The following is a 22,822-nucleotide window of genomic DNA, read 5'->3' as shown; positions in this document are numbered from 1 at the left end:
TCCGTATCTAGCAAATAACACAGAAGCCGGGATCATCCGAGAGATTCTCCCCTGGGTTTCGCCACATGTAGAGGCCGTCAATAAGCTCATCGGCATTGGTTGGTCCCCAAACTCCCGCAGAATACCCGTACACTTTTACATCCTTTCCATCTTCCCAATAGTTTAAGATCGGGTCCACAAACTCCCACGCGGCCTCAACCTCATCCGCCCGAGCATACAAAGTAGCATCGCCTTGCATAGCATCTAGCAAAAGGCGCTCATAGGCTTCCATGACATGGGTCTCTACCAGGCTGGAATAGTAAAAATCCAAATTGGCGCGTTCTACTTTAAAGCCCTGACCGGGAACCTTGACCCCAAACTTCATCAAAATACCCTCATCGGGCTGAATACGGATGATGAGTTTGTTATCCTTATTGTTGGCACTGGAATCCTGAAAAATATGGTGATGGGGCGATTTAAAATGAATAACCACCTCGGTGACCTTTGTCGGCATCTTCTTGGCCGTACGCACATAAAAAGGTACGTCCTTCCACCGCCAGTTATCCACAAAAAATTTAATGGCCGCATAGGTTTCTGTGGTAGACTCGGGGTCCACACCGTCCTCTTCCCGATATCCCTTCACTTTTTCACCATTAACCACGGAAGACACATATTGTGCCCTTATCGTGTTTTTAAAGAGGGTCTTCTCATCGTTCATGATGCGAAGCGACTTCAGGGCCTTGACCTTCTCATTACGGATTTCCTCCGCACCATCGGCGATAGGGGGTTCCATAACCACCAGGGACACAATCTGCAACAAATGATTTTGGAACATATCCCGCAATGCCCCCGATTTATCATAGTAGCCGCCCCGTTTTTCAACACCCACACTTTCGGCATTGGTAATTTCCACATGCCTTATAAAATTTCGGTTCCACAAGGGTTCAAAAATACTGTTGGCAAAGCGCGTCACCAGAAGGTTCTGTACCGTTTCCTTGCCCAAATAGTGATCTATTCTATAAATCTGCGATTCGTTGAAGTATTGTTGCAACCCTTGGTTCAGCTTTCTGGCCGTTTCCAAACTATAGCCAAAGGGCTTTTCAACAATCAAGCGTTTCCATCCTTGCGATTCGTCAGAAAGGCCCTGATCAAAGAGGTTCTTGGCGATTACCTCGTAAATCCCGGGCGGGGTGGACAAGTAGAAGATAAAGTTGTTTCCCGTGCGGTATTTGGAATTTAGATCGGAGATCCGCTTATGGAGTCGATCATAACTTATGTCGTAATCCCTCCCCAGATCCTCATAAAAGAGCTTATCGGAAAACGCTTTTATGAAATCCTCGGCCTCTCCATCCATTTTTTCTTTCAGATAGGTACTTTCCAACACCACTTTTTTTCGGAACTCCTTGTCTGTGAGGTCACTGCGGCTAACACCCAAGACCACAAAATTTTCTGGGAGGTGTTTTCCTTTGTATAAATTGAAGAGGGCTGGTATTAATTTTCTGGCGGTAAGGTCTCCGGATGCACCAAAAATAACGAGCATCTGATGGGCTGTCTTATTCATTTGCGATGGATGGTTCAATGGTTTGTATCATAATCAAAGGTTCCACGTATAAGCAGGAGTTTACAAAACAATAATGTTAAAAGTCGATATTTTAAATTATTTTTGATTTTTGGCTTTACGAAGATAAAGCATATTACGAAATACTTTTTACAAGCAGCATACATAAGCCTTAAAAAGTGGTTGAGCAATCTTAAACCAAACTGATGGAGTACAATACATATGATTTTGGACTGGTAGGCCTTGGAGTCATGGGACGTAATTTTATTTTGAACGTTGCGGACAACAATTTTAAGGCTTTCGGGTACGATTTGGACGCAGAAAAGGTAAATGCCCTGCGTGAAGAAGGTGGGAATACCAAAAAAGTAGATGCGTCCACAGATATCAAGACCTTTGTGAACGCCCTGGCCCGACCGAGAAAAATTATGCTGTTGGTGCCCGCGGGAAAGATTGTCGATGCCGTAATAGACAGTTTGCTGCCCCACCTGGACAAGGATGACATTATCATAGATGGGGGCAATTCCTTCTTTACCGACACCGACCGTCGGGAGGCCTATCTGCAGGAGAAAGGCATTCATTTTTTTGGCGCCGGGGTATCCGGAGGCGCCAAAGGGGCCAGAAAGGGTCCAAGTATCATGCCCGGGGGATCTAAACCCGGTTATAAAGAGGTACAGCCCATTTTTGAGGCCGTCGCCGCCAAGTTCAACGGGGAACCCTGCGTGGCCTACCTAGGACCTAAATCGGCAGGCAACTACGTAAAAATGGTCCACAACGGTATTGAATATGGATTGATGCAGCTAACCTCAGAAATATACGACCTGCTGAAAAAGGCGGGGGATTTCAACAACGATCAGCTGCATGAAACCTACAAGAAATGGAACCAAGGCAGGCTGCAGTCCTTTTTGGTGGAGATTACCGCTCAGATATTCCAGCAGGAGGATGATCAGGGAAACGGACGCCTGGTCGATAAGATTTTGGATCGCGCCAAGCAGAAAGGTACTGGGAAGTGGACCTCCCAAAACGCTATGGACCTCGGAATTCCCGTACCTTCCATAGACGTGGCCGTGAGCATGCGGGAGCTATCCGCATTAAAGGAAGAACGCCTTAGGGCAGATGCCCTGTATGGCAGACCTGTGGTTGAAACCATAGCGCAAAACAAACTGTCCGCCTTGGCCGAAAAAGCCTTGTACTTTTCCTTTATCATTACCTATGCGCAAGGTCTGCACCAATTGGCAGACGCCTCCAAGGAGTACGGTTATGACCTGGACCTGGCCACTATAGCCAAGATATGGAGGGCAGGCTGTATCATACGGGCTGCGCTTTTGGAAGATATTACCAAGGCCTATAAAGAGGATAGCGAACTGCCCAATTTATTGCTTTCCCCTTCCTTTGTGGACAAAGTATCCTCCACCGTGGATGCAGCTCGTGAACTGGTTTCCCATGCCGCCAAAAATGGTATCCCCCTACCAGGGCTTTCCAATTCCCTGACCTACTTTGATGCCTATACCTCGGGGAGACTCCCTTTGAACCTCATACAGGCCCAACGCGACCACTTTGGATCACATACCTACGAACGGGTAGATGTGGAGGGTATTTTCCATACGGAGTGGGGCGAATAGGTTGATGCCCGGAAGGCTTGGGACGGAATTAGGGCCATCGGCATCCCTAGGCTCCAACTTAGTATTCCTTTAGGCCCAGCATTACTTTTTGGACCAAGCGATCACATTTGGTAGACCCAAATTCAAAGACCTCTGTAGTGATGGAGGATTCGTACAGCGCATCCTTGATCATCTTTTTAGCCCGGTGTAGACGGACCTTGACATTGGCATGGGTAAGGCTCAGGCAGTCCCCAATCTCGGCAATGGACATCCCTTCAATCTCCCTCAAAATATAAACTACCCTATACTTAGATTCTAGTTTTGCTATGGTTTTCTCTAACATTTGTTTCGCCTCTTGTTGAATAATTCTTTTTTCGGGATCGAGTTGCGAAGCCTCTGGAATTTCCAGGACCATGGCATCCCCAGCCTTCCGATTAAGTTGCGCGTACTTGCCCTTGTAACGTATTTTAGCCAAAGCCTCGTTAATGGCAATTCGGATCAACCAGGTAGAAAAACTTGCATTGAACTTAAATTGATATAGCTTCTCGTAGGCTTTTAAATAGCTGTCCTGCATAACATCGGCAATATCTTCCCCATCCTTTAGATACCCTATGACCACCCGATAAAGCTTTTGATTATAACGCCGCATCAATAGTTCGTACAGTTCTTTTTCACCTGCCAGTATTCTTTTAATGGCATCTTCATCCGAAATGGTACTGCTACCAAAATCTTGTACACGTATGACCTTCATGAGCATTGGTTTTAGTCTTTGGATGCAAATGCGCCAAAAAAGTTACAAAACTTTGTAACCTTTTTGCACTTCCGCTATCAAAAGCTGTAGAAACTAAAAACAAATAGGACTATGGATTCAAACAAAAACCTTGTTATCAACGTATTAAAATACACCTTCGGACTTGTGCCGATCGTAGCCGGACTGGACAAATTTACAAACATTCTGACCGATTGGTCCCAATATGCCGCTTCAGGAATTGCAGGTGCACTTCCATTTGAATCGGGAACATTGATGGGAATCGTAGGGGTCATAGAAATCGTTGCGGGTGTCCTAGTGCTGGTCAAGACGAAAACTGGATCTATTATTGTCGCCCTGTGGTTGGTCTTGATCGCTTTGGTCCTTATCACAAGCGGTAACTATCTGGATGTTGCTGTCCGGGACATTGTCATGGCCATTGCGGCATTCTCGCTGTTTAAACTGGTAAGTCCGGAAGTTGTTCGCGCCAATAACTAAATGAAGATGAAAGCGGTCTGAAACATTTCCAATAGGGCAATTGCGAGATGGGGTTTGTTCATCAAATCGGAATACTAAAAGAGATGGTATAAAAGGCCATTGAACGTCCGTTCGAGCGCCTGCCTAAGGCACGGCGCTCGATAAGACCGCTTTTATTTACTCAGGTACATCTTACGCCTGGTATACAGATTGTAGAATTCATCATCCTTTAAGTTATCTATAAAAAGGATACTCTCCCCGGTACTCTTCATCTCAGGACCCAAATTTTTATTTACGTTCGGAAATTTGTTGAAGGAGAAGACCGGTTGTTTAATGGCATACCCTTCCAATTCTGGCTTAAAGTCAAAATCCTTCACCTTTTTCTCGCCCAGCATTACCTTAGTAGCATAATTTACATAGGGTTCATTGTAGGCCTTTGCAATAAAGGGAACGGTCCGCGAAGCCCTGGGATTGGCCTCAATGATGTATACCATATCGTCCTTAATGGCAAATTGTATGTTGATCAGACCAACCGTCCTTAACGCCAACGCAATCTTTTTGGTGTGGTCCTTGATCTGCTGCATCACGAATTCTCCCAGGTTAAATGGCGGCAAGGTTGCATTGGAATCCCCGGAATGGATACCGCAAGGTTCTATGTGCTCCATAATACCAATGATGTAAATTTCCTCTCCGTCGCAAATAGCATCGGCCTCGGCTTCAATGGCACCATCGAGATAATGGTCCAGGAGTAGTTTGTTATTGGGTATTTTACGCAGCAGATCAACCACGTGTTCTTCCAGTTCTTCCTTGTTGATTACAATTTTCATGCCCTGCCCACCCAAAACGTAGGAAGGTCGTACCAAAAGGGGGAAATGTAGTTCATCGGCCAGCTGCAAGGCCTCATCGGCAGTTTCGGCCACACCAAATTGGGGATAGGGAATATTGTTCTCCTTTAATAATTTGGAGAAGCTACCACGGTCTTCGGCGAGGTCCAAGGATTTAAAGCTGGTCCCAATGATCTTTATTCCGTATTTGTCCAGTTTTTCGGCAAGTTTCAAAGCGGTTTGTCCGCCCAGTTGCACAATGACCCCTTCCGGTTTTTCGTGGCGGATAATATCATAGATATGTTCCCAGAAAACCGGCTCAAAATAGAGTTTATCCGCAGTATCAAAATCTGTAGAGACTGTTTCGGGATTGCAATTGATCATGATGGTCTCATAACCACATTCCGAAGCGGCCAGTACCCCATGTACACAGCAATAATCGAACTCGATTCCCTGCCCGATCCGGTTGGGTCCTGAACCCAGCACAACGATTTTTTTTCTGTCGGTAACCACACTGTCATTGGTTACGTAACGTACCCCATCGGCCGTTTCCACTTCCGCTTCAAAAGTAGAGTAATAATAGGGCGTCATGGCCTTGAATTCCGCCGCACAGGTGTCTACCAATTTATAAACCCTGTTAATGCCGAGCGCAGATCGTTTTTTGTGTACCTCACTCTCATAACAGGACAGCATATGGGCAATCTGACGATCTGCAAAGCCTTTTTGCTTTGCTTCCAATAATAGTTCCTTGGGTAAGGTTTCAATGTTGTAACCAGAAATTTCTTTTTCCAAAAAGTGTAGTTCCTCGTACTGTTTCAGGAACCACATATCTATTTTGGTGATGTCATGGATCCGTCCCAGTGGAATGCCCAATTGAATGGCGTCATAAATCACAAAGACCCTGTCCCAACCAGGTATGGTGAGTTTTTTAATGATCTTATCATAATCGGTATATCCCTTGCCATCCGCACCTAAACCGTTCCGTTTGATTTCAAGGGATTGCGTGGCCTTGTGCAGCGCTTCCTGAAAGGAGCGTCCAATGCCCATCACCTCTCCCACCGATTTCATTTGCAAGCCCAAGGTCCGGTCAGATCCCTCAAACTTATCAAAATTCCACCGCGGGATTTTAACGATCACATAATCCAAGGTAGGCTCAAAGAGTGCAGAGGTAGACTTTGTTATCTGATTTTCGAGCTCGTCCAAGTGATATCCAATGGCCAATTTGGTCGCAATTTTGGCAATGGGGTATCCTGTAGCTTTTGATGCCAACGCTGAAGAACGGCTAACCCTAGGATTTATTTCTATGGCAATGATATCTTCTTTTTCATCCGGACTAACGGCGAACTGTACATTACAGCCCCCGGCGAAATCACCGATGCTCCGCATCATCTTTATGGCCATGTCTCGCATTCTTTGGAAGGTAGTATCCGACAAGGTCATTGCCGGCGCAACCGTGATGGAGTCACCAGTGTGGATTCCCATAGGGTCCATATTCTCAATCGTACAGATGATGACTACATTGTCATTTTTATCGCGCAGCAACTCCAGTTCATATTCCTTCCAGCCCATAAGCGCCTTGTCTATCATCACCTCATGGATCGGGGAAATCTCCAGCCCACGACTAAGGAGCTCATCAAAATCCTCGGGTCTGTAGACGATGGAGGCTCCTGCACCACCTAAGGTATAGGAGGCCCGTATCACCAGGGGGAAACCAAACTCTTGGGCGATTTCCTTCCCCTGAAGAAAAGAGGTCGCCGTGGCCTGCGGTGCCATCCCAATGCCAATTTTTAACATGAGCTCACGGAACTTCTCCCGATCTTCCGTAATATTGATCGCATTGATATCTACCCCTATGATCTCAATATCAAAGTCCTCCCAAATTCCTTTTTCATCGGCTTCGATACATAAATTCAGTGCAGTCTGTCCTCCCATGGTGGGCAATACCGCATCAATATTCGGATGATCCTTTAAAATCTGAATGATCGACTTGGTGGTCAATGGCTTTAGGTACACATGATCGGCCATGGAGGGATCGGTCATAATCGTAGCAGGATTGCTGTTGATAAGGACAGTTTCAATACCATCTTCGCGCAACGAACGCAGGGATTGTGATCCAGAATAGTCGAACTCACAGGCCTGTCCAATGATGATCGGGCCCGAACCAATGATCAAAATAGATTTCAGATCTTTTCTTTTAGGCATAGGGTATTTTTTTATTTTTAATGGAATAGGACAAAAAAAAGGTGTTACTTTCAGAAAAGTAACACCTAATTATTTTAAAAAGTTCTGTCATTATTTTTTATGTCTCAGCTCAGAGGATACGGATAATTTTTTTCTTCCTTTAGCTCTTCTTCTGGCAAGAACCTTTCTACCACTCACTGAAGCCATACGCTCCCTGAAACCATGTTTATTCTTTCTTTTCCGCTTAGATGGTTGATATGTTCTTTTCATCCCAGAGTATTTTAACTATACAATAACTATTTCGTAGCAGTATGCTTCGACCTTTGCAAAATCTGGGCGCAAATATACGAAGAGTTTTTGCTTTGCCAAACCGAAATATGAAAATGTTTCGAATTGTTTTTAGTACTTTTGCCGCAACGGAATTAGAATCCCTTCCCAGCATGAAATTTTTGATCCCCACACTGTTTTTTGTTCTCTGCAGCACGGTACTCCTTGGGCAGACCTCCTTGCGGTACCAACTTAATACCGGCGACGTTTTTACCATAAAACAGGATGCAGAGCAAATCATTACCCAGGAATTGGACGGTGCCGCCCATGAAATTACAAATCAGATCAGCGGCATCCTCGAATTTAAGGTAATCGGTGAAAAAGAAGAGACTTATCTTATAGAACTTACCTTTAGGGATTTAAACCTGAGGATGAGCTCTAGCATACAGGGGTTGTTGATGAATGTCAACGCCAAGGAAATTGTGGAGGGCGACATGCAATCCAAGGTTTTTAACAGCCTATTGAACACCCCGGTGCAACTCTCTTTGGCAAAAACAGGGGATATCCTGGCCGTACAGGGCGGGGATAGCTTAGTCACCAAGATGGCGCAAGCCTCTGGCCTGGAGGACGAATTCTCCTTGAACCTTTGGAAAAGGTCCCTGTCCAAGGATTTTGGTTCTGAAGCCCTTTCCAATAGCTATAAACAAATGACCTTTATTTATCCGGTTGCGGAACAAAAGATCGGGAACAGTTGGGAGAACGAATATGCGGGCAAGCTCAGCGCGAAAAATACGTGGACGTTGGACGAGGTAACCACAGAAAATGCGAGCATCAGTGGCATCTCCCAGATCATTATGGATGTGAAGGAGCCCGCAACGACCATGAAACTCTCCGGGACCCAGCAAACCAAGATCATCACTGTTTTGGCCAGTGGGTTTATAAAGTCCATGCAGGTGGAAGGGCTGGCCAAGGGTGTCTCCACCGTGGCACAAATGGGCGATCAGGAAATACCTACCACCATAAAATCAAAAATAACCTACGAGTTAATCCAATAGCAACATGTTCAATAAAAATATTAAACTGGTCATTGCAGCCTTGATCATTGCCTATTCAGGCTATCAATTTGTAGAGGGAAACATTGGCAATGGCATTTTCCTAATTCTGCTTTCCCTAATTTTCATCTTCCTTTATTTCAGGAACGAAATGATTCTCCTGGCATTTCTTCGCATGCGCAAACAGGATTTGGAAGGCACCCAGAAATGGTTGGACAGAATCAAAAAGCCAGAGGCGGCCCTAACGACCAAGCAGCAGGGATATTACAATTACCTCCACGGTATCATCTTTTCCCAGAAGAACCTTACCCAAGCGGAGAAGTACTTTAAAAAAGCGCTGAAATTGGGATTGACCATGGATTATGACGTGGCCATGGCGAAATTAAGCTTGGCCGGCATTGCGATGCAAAAACGGAGAAAGCGGGAAGCCACTACCCTGCTACAGGAGGCCAAAAAATTGGACAAGAACAACATGCTTACCGAACAAATAAAGATGATGCAACAGCAGATGAAAAAAATCTGAGGTGGTCTTTCGTTATTTGGACAATTTGTAGTACCCCTTGTTAGGGATTTCAATGATGTATTTCTTTCCGGAACTGTTGTTCAAATGAGGCTCACGGAGCCAAGGATTATGCCTTTTTAGGATCTTATAGTTGATTTCGTATTGTTGGGCAAAATCGGCAAAATTAAATACCGGTTCATCTACCTCTACCCTAAAGGTGGGTATGGCATTATACATGTCTTCCTTGCCAATATCAAAACCGTATTTTTCAGGATTCGATAGGATTTCCTTGATGGCCAATATTCGAAAAACGTAACGTCCGGTCTCCTCGCCCAGGAGCAGATCGTAATAATCTTCCGCCTTTTGAATGCCCATAAATTTGTTTATAGCGCCCGGGCCGGCATTATAAGCGGCGGCGGTTAGTGTCCAACTGCCATATTTTTTCTTATATCTTTTTATATAGTTGCAGGCTACTTCGGTAGCCTTGGCAATATGGTAGCGTTCATCTACATTGGAGTTGATTTCCAAGCCGTATTCCCGGCCTGTGGCTTTCATTATTTGCCAAAAGCCGGTGGCACCTGCCGGTGAAACAACTTGCTGTAAGCCGCTTTCCGCAACCGCAAGATATTTAAAATCCTCAGGGACACCGTTCTTTGCCAAAATGGGTTCTATGATAGGAAAATATTTATTGGCACGTTTCATCAAGAGTAGCGCATTGGACTGCCAATAGGTGTTCACCAAAAACTCCCGGTCTACCCGTTCCATAATCTCCGGGTCTTCCACAGGAACGGCCTCTCCGGCAAAATTCAGGTCTTCGGGAATATCGATTGCAGAAATTCTATATCCGTTAGTATCGGCCTGGGTGTCTTTTTCCGTGGGAGGGTTAGCTTCAAAGGCCTTGTGCTGTACGGCAAAAATTAAGGACCCGACAACAAAAACCACCCCCAAAACCATCAAAACATTCTTCAAAAACTTCATAACACGTATTTTTTCGTTACCCAAAGGTATAAAATAGAACTCCCTTATTCCAAAATAATTGTTGGCAGGTGTTCATTGAACCATTTAAATCGGTGAATGATCATGGTATGGGTGCCATTTTTGACAATCGTGCATTTTTTTATATGGGACAAAGGGAATACCGCATCCTTTTCCCCGTGGATGTGAATCAGGCCAGGAAGCTGTTCGGACTGTTTCCAATTTACAATCTGATCAATGGCCCAATCAATATAATACTTGTCACGAATGGATAGATATTGCTCGTACAGTTCCAGGCGCTTGGTGACGGTTTCCCCAAAGGCGTATTTCGCCAAAAGCTCCACGTTGTTCACCAATCCCGTTGGCAACAGTTTGTGGATTTTGGTGTATTTGGCAAAGATCATCCGTTTGGGAAGTTCGGAACTGTGCTTCACACTGGAGACAATAATTACTTTTCTGGTTGGGATATGTTTGGCCATCTCCTGCACAAGCATGCCCCCAAATGAAACGCCCACAAGAACAGGATTTGGATGTTTCACCGCTTTGCACATCGCTAAGGCGTAGGCTTCCAAGCTCATACCCTTATGGGGAACGAACCAATTGAGCAGGTGTTGCTGGAACCTTTCCGGAGGTAGCGCAATGTTGCCAAAAATGGAGGAATTGGCCGCCATGCCAGGCATAAAGTAGACATGTATTTTGTCGCTGGTCATGTGCTGTTAACGCTATAAAAATCTAGGAAAATAGCTTTTTTTTTGTTACCTTTGCTGTCCTGATTCAAATTTAACCTCAATTTAAGAATAATACAAACCAACTAAGGCTTTAGATTACGATTCGAGAGCGTTGTGATCGCCAAACCTAATCAATTTTAAAATCAAACTATATGAATGAAGTAGAAATTAAGGACAATAGTTTCTTGCGCCAATTTGAAACTAGGGTTGATGGACATTTAGCTAAGATTGAGTATTCTTCCCAGGAGCGCAAGGTCTTTTTGACCAAGCTGGTCATTCCGGAAGAAATCACCGACGAAAGTTTCAAAGAGGACTTTATCAAAGGGGTACTTCACCAGATTCAAGAGAAAAACCTACGGGTTGTTCCAACCAGCCCCCAGATAGCTGGTTTTTTGAGAAAGAACCGACAGTATAAGGAAATGCTTCCGGTCGGAATCCGAATCTAACGATCTTCAACCTCTCCTTCGAGAGGTTTTTTTATGCCTTGACGGCTTCGGCCATCCATTGAAATCGCACTACTCCATCTTCCCCAATCTCGCTTAGCTGCACCTTGTGCAGTGTATTCACAAGCTTGGGGTCCCATGGAGCCTTTACCTTTATGTAGTTTTCCGTAAAGCCATGGATGTACCCTTCCTTGTTTTCTCCCTCAAAAAGTACGGTCCGTTCGCTACCCAATTGACCCTCGTAGAAAGCCCTACGTTTTTTTGCGGATAGCCCTCGCAGCATCCTGCTGCGTTTGCTCCTAATATTTTTGGGTACAGCTCCTGGCATGGAAGTGGCCAGGGTATTGTCCCGTTCAGAATAGGTAAAGACATGCAAATAGGAAACATCCAATTCCTGAAGAAAGTGATAGGTTTCCAAAAAATGTGCTTCCGTCTCGCCCGGGAAACCTACAATGACATCCACCCCGATACAGGCATGGGGCATGGTCTGTTTTATATGGTGTACCCTATCTACGTACAGATCTTTCCGATAACGTCTTCGCATAAGTCCAAGTACGGTATCGCTACCACTTTGTAGGGGAATATGAAAGTGGGGCACAAATGTTTTGCTGCCCGCAACAAAATCTATGGTTTCGTTCTTTAGCAAATTGGGCTCTATGGAAGAAATTCGTAGGCGGTGTATCCCCTGGACCTGATCAAGCGCCCTGACCAAATCCAAAAAGGTGTGCTCGTGCTTTTTGTTCCCAAACTCCCCTTTTCCGTAATCGCCTATGTTGACCCCAGTAAGTACTATTTCCTTGATGTCCTGTGCCGCGATCTGCGCTGCATTTTCCAACACATTCGATAATGTGTCGCTGCGTGATATTCCCCTAGCAAGGGGAATTGTACAATAGGTACACTTATAGTCACATCCGTCCTGTACCTTTAAAAAAGCCCGGGTGCGATCACCGATGGCATAACTGCCCACATAAAAATCGGCTTCTTCTATTTCACAGGAATGTACCTCCCCAAAATCGTTCTTGGAAAGGTCGTTGATATAATCGGTAATCTTGAATTTTTCCGTCGCCCCCAAGACCAGATCTACTCCGCCCACGGCCGCAAGTTCCTCCGGTTTTAACTGGGCATAACATCCTATAGCGGCCACAAAAGCCTTTGGATTGGACTTCTGCGCCTGCTTTACGACAGTCTTAAAACGTTTATCGGCATTTTCGGTCACCGAACAGGTGTTGATCACATACATGTCGGCCGGTTCGGAGAACGGCACACGTTCAAACCCCTCTTCCGTAAACCCTCTGGCAATGGTAGAGGTTTCCGAGAAGTTCAGCTTACATCCCAACGTGTAAAATGCGACCTTTTTTTTCATCTCAATTCGGTAATCCTGTTTTTGGGACTGCAAATATACCAACTTATGGTGGAAGTATAAAGTGTGCAGTGTTTACGGGCTAGCGACCATCGAGCAGCTCCAGGGAAAACTACTCGTTCCGCCATTTTTTGGACGTTTCAAAGACGTGCTCAAGAATCGCAGCCTCCTTGTCATCGAATACCACATTGCGGCGTGCCATCATTACCTCGGCGGCCTCAAAAGCTTTTTTGGTGGAATAGGTAGAAAAACCCGATGCCCCACCCCAACTAAAACTGGGGATAAAATTCCGGGGAAAGCCAGGGACGTATACATTGACATTGACTCCGATTACCGTTCCCGTATTGAACATCGTATTGATGGCCGTTTTACTGTGGTCGCCCATCATAAGGCCACAGAACTGTAGTCCGGTATGATCAAACTTCTCGGTTTCGTAATTCCATAGGCGTACCTTGGCATAGTTGTTTTTAAGGTTGGAATTGTTGGAATCGGCGCCAATATTGCACCATTCCCCCAACACCGAATTCCCCAGATATCCGTCATGGCCCTTGCTGGAATATCCAAAGATGACCGAATTATTGATCTCCCCACAGACTTTTCCATAGGGGCCCACTGTGGTTGGCCCATAAATCTTGGCGCCCATTTTGACGACAGCATTTTCACAAAGTGCAAAACCTCCCCTGATCATATTGCCCTCCATGACCAAGGTGTTCCGTCCCAAGTAGATAGGTCCTTCGGAGGCATTTAAAATACTGTATTCCACCTCGGCTCCCTCCTCAAGAAAAATTTGGTCTGGCCGGATCAACTTATTGGTTTTGGAAATTGGAGCACTTTTTCGGCCCCGGGTAATCAGATCAAAATCGGCTTTTATGGCCTCCCCATTTTTGGAAAAGATATCCCAGGTGTGCTGCAGGCGAAATACCTCTTCCTTGAAGGTGATGGTATGGTTATCCGAATAATCGGTTTTCACCTCGGCCTTCCGGGCATAACAGGCAACCAGTGTTCCCTCATGAAAAATGGCCTCGTTCTCCTTTAACTGTTTCACCTGTGCTACCAAAGCCTCAGTAGGTAAATAGGACGCATTGATCAAGACATTTTCCTCCTTTTCCACAAGGGGGTATTTAGCGGAAAGATAGTCCTCGGTGAGGGTGCTTGTTTTCAATTGAAGATGGTTTTCCCACTTCTCCCGGATGGTCAATATTCCAATTCTAATATCCGCTACCGGTCGGGTATAGGTAAAAGGTAGAAGTGCCTTGCGCACGCTTCCATCAAATAGAATATAGTTCATGGTCGGATTTTGAATAAAATTAAAAAAATAACGCCCTCGATGATCATCGAGGGCGTTATTTTATCGAAGCATATAATTATTATTCTTCCTCTGTTTTGGTATCCTTGGCAAATTTCTTGTATTTGCTCTTAAACTTATCGATACGTCCTGCAGTATCTACCAATTTAGCCTTACCGGTGTAGTAAGGGTGAGAGGTTCTGGAAATTTCCAATTTAACCAAAGGATATTCCACACCATCTACCTCCAAGGTCTCCTTGGTATTCGCTGTGGACTTTGTTATAAAAACATCGTCGTTGGACATATCCTTAAATGCCACCAATCTATAATTCTCTGGGTGTATGCCTTTTCTCATCTTGGAAAACTTTTTCTTTTCTAAATTTTTAGCCGTGCAAATTTACGGTTTTTTCTTTAATGAACAATTTAATTGCCAAAAAATAGAAATAAAAAATAACGGTTTTCATTGTAACAAAACCCTGCATCTTGTAACTAATGAAACAAACAACCTTAAAACCCTTGTAAAATGGAAGAAAATCAACCAAAAACCGGAAAGTATGCCATGACCTTTGGGCTTATACTGGGCGCGGTCAATGTCGTCTTCGGGCTAATGCTGTTCGCCTTGGATATGCACTATCAGGGCGGTATCCCCATCTTTGTGGTGAGCGTTTTGTTAATGCTTACCCTCATCATTATTGGCATGGTTCAGTTTAAAAAAGCCAATAACGGACTTATGTCCTTTGGACAAGGCCTAAAAATCGGGGTAGGTATCTGTCTGATAGGCGGTATCGTTGGGATTATTTTTAATCTGTTGATCACCAATGTGTTGGATCCCGATACCGTGCAAAAGGCCCTGGAATACCAGAAGGGCCAGCTCATGGAGAGCGGGAAACTCACTTCGGACCAAATTGAGGCCCAATTGGATGGGCAAAAGCAGTTCTCCACACCCTTTTGGCAAGTTACCTTTGGTCTGCTTTTCAGCGTAATCTTCGGATTCCTATTGTCCCTAATTCCAACATTGGTAATCAAAAAAAAGGACGAAACTCTTAAGTAATTTGTACTTTTGGGTAGATTTCTCAGAAGTATTCAATGAATTTATCCATAGTAATTCCTTTACTGAACGAAGAAGAATCGCTTAAAGAACTACATGATTGGATTGTACAGGTGATGCAATCCAATCATTTTTTATACGAGATTCTTTTTATCGATGACGGGAGCACGGACGACTCATGGGAGGTTGTTTCACAACTTTCCCGGGAAAACCCAAATGTAAAGGGAATTCGTTTTCTGAAAAACTTTGGAAAATCGCAAGCCCTGCATGCCGGTTTTAAGGCAGCCACCGGCGAAGTAGTCGTGACCATGGACGCCGACCTACAGGACAACCCTGAGGAAATTCCGGCGCTTTACGCGCTGATAACCGAAGAAAGGTTCGACCTGATTTCCGGATGGAAAAAGAAGCGCTATGATGCCATAATCACTAAAAATATCCCCTCAAAGCTGTTCAATTGGGCAGCGAGGAAAACCTCGGGGGTCAAGTTGCATGATTTTAATTGTGGGTTAAAGGCCTATCGAAAGCAGGTAATCAAGACCATTGAAGTTTCTGGTGAAATGCACCGTTATATTCCCGTTCTGGTAAAAAGTGCAGGGTTCACAAAAATTGACGAGAAAGTGGTACAGCATCAGGCGAGAAAATACGGCAAAACCAAATTTGGTATGGAGCGATTTATCAACGGTTTTTTGGACCTCATCACCATCTGGTTCGTTTCCAAATTTGGAAGGCGCCCTATGCACCTCTTTGGGGCCCTTGGAGTAGTCATGTCGCTCATTGGCTTTGGCTTTGCCCTTTATTTGGGTATAGACAAACTCTTCTTAAATCCTACCGGGCGTTTGATCACAGACCGGCCGCAATTCTTTATTTCACTTACGGCCATGATCATGGGAACGCAGCTTTTTTTAGCCGGTTTTTTGGGCGAGATCATGGTGCGTTCCAGAAAAGACCAAAAGCGGTATGAAATTTCAGAAGAAATAAACCTCAGGGCAAGTGAAAAACAATATTCTTCGTAATTTTGGCCCAAAGCTAATCCTCTTCCCACTATGGACCCAGTTATAGATACCGCCAAGACCTGGCTCACGGACACCTTTGATGCCGATACCCAAAAAGAAGTATCCCAATTATTGGAAACCGATATTGAAGAACTCAAAGATCGATTTTATCGGAGCCTTGACTTCGGCACCGGAGGTATGCGTGGTATCATGGGCGTGGGTACCAATAGAATCAACAAATATACCCTGGGGAAAAACACCCAGGGACTTAGCAACTATCTAAAAAAGACCTATGGCGGGCAGCAGATCAAAGTGGTCATTGCTTATGACTGCCGTCACAATAGCGATACTTTGGCCAGAACGGTGGCCGAGGTTTTTGCAGCGAACGGGATAAAGGTTTTTCTGTTCTCCGAACTCAGGACAACACCCGAACTCTCGTTCGCAGTAAAGGAGCTTAACTGTCATGCCGGTATTGTACTAACGGCCTCCCATAATCCTCCGGAATACAACGGGTACAAAGTGTATTGGACCGATGGCGGACAGATTGTCCCCCCGCAGGATAACGAGATCATAGATGAAATCAACGCCCTGGATTATAGCGACGTTAATTTTGATGCGGCACCGGACCTCATAGAATTAATAGATAAGACCGTTGATGAAGCTTTTTTGGAAGCCTCCGTGGCCAACGGAAGTTTTGGTGCCAGGGAAAAAGACAACTTTTCAGTAGTATTTACCTCTCTGCACGGCACTTCCATAACGGCCATACCCGAGGTGTTGAAAAGGGCCGGCTATACAAATGTCACCATTATTGAGGAACAGGCGGTCCCTGACGGTAACTTCCCTACCGTAGCATCGCCCAATCCGGAAGAACCGGAAGCCCTTGCCCTGGCCATCAAAAAAGCGGAAGACATTGGGGCCGACATGGTGGTAGGCACCGACCCGGACAGCGACCGCTTGGGTATCGCGGTGAGGAACCATGATGGAAAGCTAGAATTGCTCAACGGCAACCAGACCATGGTCCTCATGACCAAATTTTTACTGGACCGGCAAAAGGAAAAGGGATTCAAGGGGAACGAGTTTATTGCATCCACCATCGTTTCCACTCCCATGATGGATCAAATGGCGGCCGCCTACGGCGTGGAATGTAAAATTGCACTGACCGGATTTAAATGGATTGCCAAAATGATCAAGGATTTTCCCGACCAACATTTTGTCGGGGGCGGCGAAGAGAGCTTTGGTTTTATGGTGGGCGATTTTGTAAGGGACAAGGATGCCGTGACAGCAACACTCTTGGCATGCGAAATAGCGGCCGATGCCAAGGCTCGAGGGAGCTCGTTTTACCTGGAGCTGCTCCAGTCCTATGTGGATTATGGTTTTTATAAGGAAAAATTGATTTCCCTTACCAAAAAGGGCATGAGCGGGGCGGAGGAAATAAAGCAGATGATGGTCGATTTCCGTGAAAACCCAATCGGTGCACTAGACGGTTCCAAGGTGGTTTGGGTAGAAGACTACAACACCTCTGTGGCAAAAAATAGGGTCACAGGAGAAGAAAGAGCCATAACAATTCCAAAATCGAACGTACTCATCTACAGCACAGAAGATGGCACCCGGATGGCGGCACGCCCCAGTGGTACCGAACCCAAAATAAAATTCTATTTCAGCGTTAATGCGCCCTTGGAACGGGTAGCGGATTTTGAGCAGGTAGAACGTCTATTGGAGGGTAAAATAAACCGCATTCTCGCTGAACTGAAACTCGTTTAATGGATTATTTCAAGAAAATCCTTCGTTTTGCCCTACCCTATCGTAGGTACGGTTATCTCAACATCTTTTTTAATATTCTGTATGCGCTGTTCAGCGCGCTCTCCTTTGCCGCCCTGATTCCCATGCTGGATGTCCTTTTCAAACAGGATGTGAAAATACGGACGGCCCCGCAATACACCAATCTTGGGCATTTAAAGGACTACCTGCAGGATTATATCAATTATCGCGTTACCCAATACTCCGGCGATGATGCCATGAAAGGTCTTGTCTTGGTCATTGGACTGGTGTTGGTGTTGTTTTTACTCAAAAATTTCTTCAACTACCTCGCCATGTACTTCATTACCTTTTTGAGGAACGGGGTACTAAAGGATGTTAGGAACCGCATGTACCAAAAAATCGTGGACTTGCCCATATCCTACTTTTCCGAAAAACGAAAGGGCGATGTAATCGCCCGTATAACTTCCGATGTGTTGGAGATCCAGCATTCCTTTCTTTCCGTTTTGGAACTTATTGTAAGGGAGCCATTGACCATACTCTTCACCATCTTGATCATGTTCGGCATCAGCGCCAAACTCACCCTATTTGTATTTATCTTCATTCCCATCGCAGGGATGATTATTTCCCGTATAGGAAAATCCTTAAAAAAGAAATCTGATCGGGTGCAACGGGAACAAGGTGAGTTTTTGTCCATTGTAGAGGAGACTTTGGGCGGACTCAGGGTCATTAAGGCCTTTAACGCGGAGTCGCGATTTTACCATGTCTTCAAAAGTTCCACGGATCGGTTTTTTAGGTTCTCCAACAAACTGTTGAATCGGCAGAACTTGGCGTCACCCACAGGGGAATTCCTTGGTATCCTAGTGATAGGCGTCCTGCTTTGGTTTGGTGGCAAGATGGTGTTGGTAGACAAGACCTTGGATGCTTCTTCCTTTATTGCCTACATGGGCCTTGCCTATAACATCCTTACCCCGGCCAAGGCCATTAGTAAGGCGTCCTATGGCGTTAAAAAGGGCAATGCGGCGGCCGAGCGGGTCCTGGAAATCCTGGAAACCGAAAACCCCATTGTTGAAAAGGAAAACGCACTTATAAAATCCGGATTGGATACCGGCATCCTGCTGGAAAACATAGCATTCAAATATGAGAACGAATATGTACTAAAGGATTTTACACTTTCTGTCCCCAAAGGGCATACGGTGGCCCTGGTAGGGCAGTCGGGAAGCGGAAAAAGTACCATAGCCAATTTGATTACCCGTTTTTACGATGTTAGCAAGGGCAGTATAAAAATCGACGGACAAGATATACGAGATCTTACCAAAAAATCGCTTAGGGATATGATGGGTCTGGTCACCCAGGATTCCATTTTGTTCAATGATACGGTCAGGAACAACATTGGGTTGGGAAAAAGTGACGCGACCGACGAGGAGATCCAGGCTGCCGCCAAAATTGCCAATGCCCATGAGTTTATTATGGAACTCGAAGGGGGCTACGACTTCAATATTGGGGATGGAGGCACTAAACTTAGTGGGGGGCAAAAACAACGGCTTTCCATTGCCCGGGCCGTATTGAAGAATCCGCCCATCATGATCCTGGACGAGGCTACTTCCGCGCTCGATACCGAAAGTGAGCGCTTGGTGCAGGACGCCTTGGAAAATATGATGCGCAACCGCACCTCCATCGTTATCGCCCACAGATTGTCCACCATCCAAAAAGCGGACACCATTGTGGTACTGCAAAAGGGCAAAATCGTGGAACAGGGCACCCATGACGAGTTATTGGCGGCCAATAAGGTCTATAAGAAGTTGGTGGCGATGCAGTCTTTGGACGCCTAGGAGTTAAACCTTTTGCCATAAAGTGGGTCTTATTTAAAATAATTAAGCCAAATTACGTTGATTACCGAAGCAACTTTAGTACATCAATTGCAACAACCGGATACCCGGGCAAAGGCCTTTGAGGTGCTGGTAAACACCTATAAGGAGCGGTTATACTGGCATATTCGGAGGATTGTTCTGGACCATGATGATACGGATGATGTGCTCCAAAATACCTTTATCAAGGTGTTTCGGAATATCGATGGGTTTAAGGGCGACAGTAAGTTGTTTTCCTGGATGTACAGGATCGCTACCAACGAATCCCTTACCTTTTTAAAGGTGAAGTCAAAAAAATTGGGGATAAGCGATGGGGATCTGCACCAGCGGATGACCGACAAATTGCAGGCCGATGTGTATTTTGAGGGCGATGAGATCCAACTGCGGTTGCAAAAAGCAATTGCCCAACTTCCGGAGAAACAGAAACTGGTGTTCAATATGAAGTACTTTGAGGAACTGAAATACGAGGAGATTTCCGAAATATTGGACACCACGGTAGGAGGGTTAAAAGCGTCCTACCATCTGGCGGTAAAAAAATTGGAGGCCTATTTAACCGAAGACTAAACCTTTTAATATATTGAGGGTCAAATTATACACATGAAAAAAAGCAATAAAAAAGAACCGTTTAAAACACCCGATGGGTACTTTGAAGGTTTTGCCGACCGACTTTCGGATCGCCTGTCCGAAGAAGGGCCCGCATTGCCCAAGAAGGAAGGGTTTAAAGTGCCTGAAGGGTATTTCGAAGGACTTGATGCCAAATTGGCGGAAAAGGTAAATCCATCGGAAACCAAGGTGGTACAGCTGCGCTCTTATAGGAAGTACTATTACATTGCAGCATCGGTAGCTGCAATAGCGGTGTTGGTTTTTACGTTGCAACCCAAGAGTCCTCAGGGAGTTGGCTGGGACGATTTGGCAAATTCGGACATTGAAGCGTATTTTGAGGACAATGAATTTGACATGACCTCCGCTGAACTTGCCGATGTACTCCTGCTCGATCAACTTGAACTCAATGATGTCCTGGAAGATCAGCTGAATGAGGAAAGCATAATTGAATATTTGGATGATCATATTGATGATCTGGAAGACCTAAACCTTATTGAAGATGCATATTAAAAACAAAATAGTGTTGTTCCTTGTTTTGCTCGGTACGTCCATGTGCTTTGGGCAGCAAGGGGAACGGATAAAGACACTTAAAGTGGCCTTTATTACAGAACGTTTGGATTTGACCTCCAAGGAAGCCCAGGCTTTCTGGCCCATTTACAACGCCCATGAGGATAAAAAGGCGGCGCTACGCAGGAAGGAACGTGTGGAGATTCGCAGCAAATTAATCGATTTTGGGACCCTTTCCGAAAGAGAGGCCAATGCACTCCTGCAACAGATGATCGCCCTGGAGACCGAAAAGCACAAATTGAATGTGGCTTTTATCAACGAGTTGGGGACCATTATTTCGGCCAAAAAGACCTTCCTATTGATCAAAGCGGAAGAGGATTTTAAGAAACGACTCCTACAACAGATCCAAAAAAGAAGAAAACTAGGGAATTAAGGGTTTAAAAGCCTACGATTTTCGAAAAAAGCTGTCCAAAAAGTAGTTCGATGTCCGTTCGAGCGCCGTGCCTAAGGCAGGCGGGCCCTCGATGCGACATTTTTAACATGTTATACTTTTTTAGACAGTTTTTTATTAAACCTTTTTCCGGTTTCGGAGTCAAAGCACTATAAACCAATAAAATTTAGGTTATGAAAAATTTAAAAATCGCAATGGTCATATTGGCCATGTTCGGAACTTTGGCTTCGATCAGCGCCCAACGGATAGTAAAAATCTACCCTGCATATGGTACCGTGGTGACCACCATTCACAAACCCAAATTGGTGGTACACCGGGGAACGAGCTTTCATTTTGCCAACGGGGTCTGGTACAGGGCCCAAGGAAGGAAATATGTGGTCTGTGCTGCTCCGCTGGGCGTCTCCGTACGCTTTTTACCCAAGGGAAACCGCGTGGTGTACCATAAGGGCAGAAAACTGTATACCTATAAAGGCGTTTGGTACAAGAAAAGAGGAAGAAACTACATTGTGGTTAATGTATAGTGATTTGGTTTGGTTAATTGGTCAAAAAAGGGGAGGTTGTTCGCAATCTCCCCTTTTTTATTTGAAGGTCAGCTTGGCAATACGACCTCTTCCGGCAGCATAGGCTGTACTGTCATTCAAAAATCGAATGGTATAAAAAGACTCCTCCGAAAGTGTCTCCCAGGTCTTTCCCATGTCCTTGGAGTATGAAATCCCGGTAAAACCCAAAGCAACAATGTCGTTCCCGCCAGCATGGGGCACAAATTGTACACAACTCTTGTATCCAGGTGTTTCTCCATCTGCTATCAAGTGCCAACTACGTCCCCCATCTTTGGTAATGGCCTTATTGGCCTTAGCGTTATCCGGGTCCGTATAATCCCCTCCAAAAACCACCCCCAAATCCGCATTGTAAAAATCAATGGAATAAATACCTTGGGTTGGGGCATCTGCCACTATTGGGGTTTTTACCACCTTCCAGCTTGCCCCCTTATCCTCGGAAATATAGATGGTACTACTTGTCGTAACCAGATAAGTCATATCTCCCACCACCTCAATATTCGTATTGCTGGCCGCAAAAGCCCCCTCCCCTTCCGGGACTTCGGGAAGCTCTGAGCAGGGCGTTTTTTTCCAACGGGTTCCACCATCCCTTGTAATAAGAATGGACAAACATCCCTCCCTACTATCGCCCAGCGCAATACCTTCGTTGTCGTTCCAAAAGGTCATGGAATCGTAAAAAACCCCTTCCCCTTCCTCGGTATAGACCAATTCCATACGTCCCTGATCCCCGGTTTTGTACAAAAGGGCAGGATTCCCCACCGAAAGCATAAAAAAATCCGTTGCCGTATGGGCCACAGATCTAAAGGCAGGCGTTATGCTGTCGTATTGCTGCGTATTTGTACGCACTTCACCACTTTGTAGGTCCACCGAGCCAAAAATACCCCTATTGGCGGCAAAGGCCAGACTTCCGGGCATAAGTTCAATGGCCCGGATACCTATGGAATCCGTATAAAGCGTTTCGATATGGACCGAAGAAAAATGGTGACTACCTTCCTGCGTACCGCAGGAGGCCATCACTACAAGAAAAACAAGGGGAAGAAAAATGCGCATGTCCAAAAGTAGGG

General features: G+C 45.3%; 23 protein-coding genes. 13 read left to right on the top strand and 10 right to left on the bottom strand.

Going from position 1 to position 22,822, the window contains the following annotated elements:
- Positions 1 to 7: 7 nt before the first annotated feature.
- Positions 8 to 1,540 carry a glucose-6-phosphate dehydrogenase gene (gene zwf / locus ACRD67_RS14825; RefSeq protein WP_430967992.1) on the bottom strand — a complete coding sequence of 511 codons (1,533 nt, stop codon included), beginning with the start codon at positions 1,538 to 1,540 and terminating at the stop codon, positions 8 to 10.
- Between the two features lie 203 nt (positions 1,541 to 1,743).
- Between zwf and gndA the strand changes: the two genes are divergently transcribed.
- Positions 1,744 to 3,156: an NADP-dependent phosphogluconate dehydrogenase gene (gene gndA, locus ACRD67_RS14820; protein ID WP_430967991.1), complete on the top strand. Its 1,413-nt coding sequence runs from the start codon at positions 1,744 to 1,746 to the stop codon at positions 3,154 to 3,156.
- Positions 3,157 to 3,214: 58 nt separating this feature from the next.
- Here the strand turns inward: gndA and ACRD67_RS14815 are convergent, their stop codons facing one another.
- Positions 3,215 to 3,886 carry an RNA polymerase sigma factor gene (locus ACRD67_RS14815; RefSeq protein ID WP_430967990.1) on the bottom strand — a complete coding sequence of 224 codons (672 nt, stop codon included), beginning with the start codon at positions 3,884 to 3,886 and terminating at the stop codon, positions 3,215 to 3,217.
- 111 nt (positions 3,887 to 3,997) lie between these two features.
- Here ACRD67_RS14815 and ACRD67_RS14810 point away from each other — a divergent pair, with 111 nt between their 5' ends.
- On the top strand, positions 3,998 to 4,381 hold the full coding sequence (locus ACRD67_RS14810) for a hypothetical protein (protein ID WP_430967989.1): 384 nt from the start codon (positions 3,998 to 4,000) through the stop codon (positions 4,379 to 4,381).
- A gap of 152 nt (positions 4,382 to 4,533) precedes the next feature.
- On the opposite strand, the gene carB is transcribed toward ACRD67_RS14810, so the two are convergent.
- Together carB and rpmH are read right to left on the bottom strand one after the other, a co-directional pair.
- Positions 4,534 to 7,386, bottom strand: coding sequence for a carbamoyl-phosphate synthase large subunit (carB, locus tag ACRD67_RS14805; protein WP_430967988.1), 2,853 nt, complete (start codon positions 7,384 to 7,386; stop codon positions 4,534 to 4,536).
- A gap of 90 nt (positions 7,387 to 7,476) precedes the next feature.
- Positions 7,477 to 7,635 carry a 50S ribosomal protein L34 gene (gene rpmH, locus ACRD67_RS14800; RefSeq protein WP_430967987.1) on the bottom strand — a complete coding sequence of 53 codons (159 nt, stop codon included), beginning with the start codon at positions 7,633 to 7,635 and terminating at the stop codon, positions 7,477 to 7,479.
- Positions 7,636 to 7,805: 170 nt separating this feature from the next.
- On the opposite strand from rpmH, the gene ACRD67_RS14795 reads away from it, so the two are divergent.
- Together ACRD67_RS14795 and ACRD67_RS14790 are read left to right on the top strand one after the other, a co-directional pair.
- Complete coding sequence (locus tag ACRD67_RS14795; protein WP_430967986.1) at positions 7,806 to 8,687, top strand: DUF6263 family protein; 882 nt, start codon at positions 7,806 to 7,808, stop codon at positions 8,685 to 8,687.
- 4 nt (positions 8,688 to 8,691) lie between these two features.
- Entirely contained in the window at positions 8,692 to 9,207 is a 516-nt protein-coding gene (locus ACRD67_RS14790; protein WP_430967985.1) for a DUF2892 domain-containing protein, read from the top strand.
- 12 nt (positions 9,208 to 9,219) lie between these two features.
- Here ACRD67_RS14790 and ACRD67_RS14785 read toward each other — a convergent pair whose 3' ends face one another.
- Together ACRD67_RS14785 and ACRD67_RS14780 are read right to left on the bottom strand one after the other, a co-directional pair.
- Positions 9,220 to 10,164, bottom strand: coding sequence for a lytic transglycosylase domain-containing protein (locus tag ACRD67_RS14785; RefSeq protein WP_430967984.1), 945 nt, complete (start codon positions 10,162 to 10,164; stop codon positions 9,220 to 9,222).
- 44 nt (positions 10,165 to 10,208) lie between these two features.
- Complete coding sequence (locus ACRD67_RS14780) at positions 10,209 to 10,871, bottom strand: alpha/beta fold hydrolase (RefSeq protein WP_430967983.1); 663 nt, start codon at positions 10,869 to 10,871, stop codon at positions 10,209 to 10,211.
- A gap of 170 nt (positions 10,872 to 11,041) precedes the next feature.
- Here ACRD67_RS14780 and ACRD67_RS14775 point away from each other — a divergent pair, with 170 nt between their 5' ends.
- The gene (locus tag ACRD67_RS14775; protein ID WP_430967982.1) at positions 11,042 to 11,335 is read left to right on the top strand and encodes a GNAT family N-acetyltransferase; all 294 of its coding nucleotides are present in this window, start codon (positions 11,042 to 11,044) and stop codon (positions 11,333 to 11,335) included.
- Positions 11,336 to 11,366: 31 nt separating this feature from the next.
- Here the strand turns inward: ACRD67_RS14775 and mtaB are convergent, their stop codons facing one another.
- The 3 genes from mtaB to ACRD67_RS14760 all read right to left on the bottom strand — a co-directional run bounded on the left by mtaB (position 11,367) and on the right by ACRD67_RS14760 (position 14,332).
- Positions 11,367 to 12,695, bottom strand: a complete 1,329-nt coding sequence (mtaB, locus tag ACRD67_RS14770) for a tRNA (N(6)-L-threonylcarbamoyladenosine(37)-C(2))-methylthiotransferase MtaB (protein WP_430967981.1) — start codon at positions 12,693 to 12,695, stop codon at positions 11,367 to 11,369.
- Positions 12,696 to 12,804: 109 nt separating this feature from the next.
- Entirely contained in the window at positions 12,805 to 13,980 is a 1,176-nt protein-coding gene (locus tag ACRD67_RS14765) for a GlmU family protein (protein WP_430967980.1), read from the bottom strand.
- Positions 13,981 to 14,059: 79 nt separating this feature from the next.
- Positions 14,060 to 14,332, bottom strand: coding sequence for a type B 50S ribosomal protein L31 (locus ACRD67_RS14760; RefSeq protein ID WP_430967979.1), 273 nt, complete (start codon positions 14,330 to 14,332; stop codon positions 14,060 to 14,062).
- 168 nt (positions 14,333 to 14,500) lie between these two features.
- Here ACRD67_RS14760 and ACRD67_RS14755 point away from each other — a divergent pair, with 168 nt between their 5' ends.
- From ACRD67_RS14755 to ACRD67_RS14720, 8 genes are all read left to right on the top strand, one after another.
- Positions 14,501 to 15,028 carry a DUF4199 domain-containing protein gene (locus ACRD67_RS14755; protein ID WP_430967978.1) on the top strand — a complete coding sequence of 176 codons (528 nt, stop codon included), beginning with the start codon at positions 14,501 to 14,503 and terminating at the stop codon, positions 15,026 to 15,028.
- A gap of 35 nt (positions 15,029 to 15,063) precedes the next feature.
- The gene (locus ACRD67_RS14750; protein ID WP_430967977.1) at positions 15,064 to 16,038 is read left to right on the top strand and encodes a glycosyltransferase family 2 protein; all 975 of its coding nucleotides are present in this window, start codon (positions 15,064 to 15,066) and stop codon (positions 16,036 to 16,038) included.
- 30 nt (positions 16,039 to 16,068) lie between these two features.
- Entirely contained in the window at positions 16,069 to 17,778 is a 1,710-nt protein-coding gene (locus tag ACRD67_RS14745; RefSeq protein ID WP_430967976.1) for a phospho-sugar mutase, read from the top strand.
- Positions 17,778 to 19,604 carry an ABC transporter ATP-binding protein gene (locus tag ACRD67_RS14740; protein ID WP_430967975.1) on the top strand — a complete coding sequence of 609 codons (1,827 nt, stop codon included), beginning with the start codon at positions 17,778 to 17,780 and terminating at the stop codon, positions 19,602 to 19,604. The genes ACRD67_RS14745 and ACRD67_RS14740 overlap by 1 nt, the downstream gene beginning before the upstream one ends.
- A gap of 57 nt (positions 19,605 to 19,661) precedes the next feature.
- Positions 19,662 to 20,204, top strand: a complete 543-nt coding sequence (locus ACRD67_RS14735; protein ID WP_430967974.1) for an RNA polymerase sigma factor — start codon at positions 19,662 to 19,664, stop codon at positions 20,202 to 20,204.
- Between the two features lie 33 nt (positions 20,205 to 20,237).
- Positions 20,238 to 20,753, top strand: coding sequence for a hypothetical protein (locus tag ACRD67_RS14730; RefSeq protein ID WP_430967973.1), 516 nt, complete (start codon positions 20,238 to 20,240; stop codon positions 20,751 to 20,753).
- On the top strand, positions 20,743 to 21,183 hold the full coding sequence (locus ACRD67_RS14725) for a hypothetical protein (protein WP_430967972.1): 441 nt from the start codon (positions 20,743 to 20,745) through the stop codon (positions 21,181 to 21,183). Before ACRD67_RS14730 ends, ACRD67_RS14725 begins: the two co-directional genes overlap by 11 nt.
- 191 nt (positions 21,184 to 21,374) lie before the next feature.
- Positions 21,375 to 21,722 carry a DUF6515 family protein gene (locus ACRD67_RS14720; protein ID WP_430967971.1) on the top strand — a complete coding sequence of 116 codons (348 nt, stop codon included), beginning with the start codon at positions 21,375 to 21,377 and terminating at the stop codon, positions 21,720 to 21,722.
- Positions 21,723 to 21,779: 57 nt separating this feature from the next.
- Here the strand turns inward: ACRD67_RS14720 and ACRD67_RS14715 are convergent, their stop codons facing one another.
- A complete protein-coding gene (locus ACRD67_RS14715) occupies positions 21,780 to 22,808 on the bottom strand; it encodes a WD40/YVTN/BNR-like repeat-containing protein (RefSeq protein WP_430967970.1) in 1,029 nt (342 codons plus the stop codon).
- Positions 22,809 to 22,822 lie beyond the last annotated feature (14 nt).

The sequence above is a fragment of the Eudoraea algarum genome, assembly GCF_050589645.1.
GTDB lineage: Bacteria > Bacteroidota > Bacteroidia > Flavobacteriales > Flavobacteriaceae > JBNGOQ01.
This window is presented reverse-complemented; position numbering and strand designations above follow the sequence as displayed.